Here is a 456-nt window from a genome sequence, read left to right as displayed (position 1 = left end):
GCCTCGCACTTCGCGCCTGCCGAAATGGAGCGCGCCATCGCTCTATATCGCGAGCGGTTCGAGCCATCGGAATATATGCAGAAGCCTTATGTGATGCTGGGCCTAAACGTGATCGCAGCCGACACGGACGAAGAGGCGAACCATCTTTTCACGTCGCAACTGCAGGCTTTCGTCAACCTGCGCAGCGGTCGCCCCGGCAAGCTTCCTGCACCGGTCGAAGGCTATGCGGAGCGGCTTGATCCGGCAGCGCAGGCGCTTGTTCGCCAGATGCTGTCATGCCGTGTGGTCGGTGGACCGGACACGGTAGCGAAAGGCATCAAGGCCTTTGCAGAAAGCACCGGCGCCGATGAACTGATGTTGACCGGCATGATACATGATCACAAGAAGCGTCTGCATTCATACGAGATCGCCAGCCGTTCAATCGGCCAATCAATCGCCTGAGCGGCTGTTTTCGCT

The 456-nt window shown here is 58.8% G+C and carries 1 protein-coding gene; it reads left to right on the top strand.

The genetic code is table 11. The features are described 5' to 3' along the window. On the top strand, positions 1-441 hold a 441-nt coding region (locus ACTHTQ_RS11330), incomplete at its 5' end, for an LLM class flavin-dependent oxidoreductase (protein ID WP_440363973.1). Positions 442-456 lie beyond the last annotated feature (15 nt).

Source organism: Neisseria sp. P0020.S003 (assembly GCF_051957095.1).
GTDB classification, from domain to species: Bacteria; Pseudomonadota; Gammaproteobacteria; order Burkholderiales; family Neisseriaceae; genus Neisseria; species Neisseria subflava.
The sequence above is the reverse complement of the archived record's forward strand: the minus strand, read 5'-3'. Positions and strand labels throughout refer to the sequence as shown.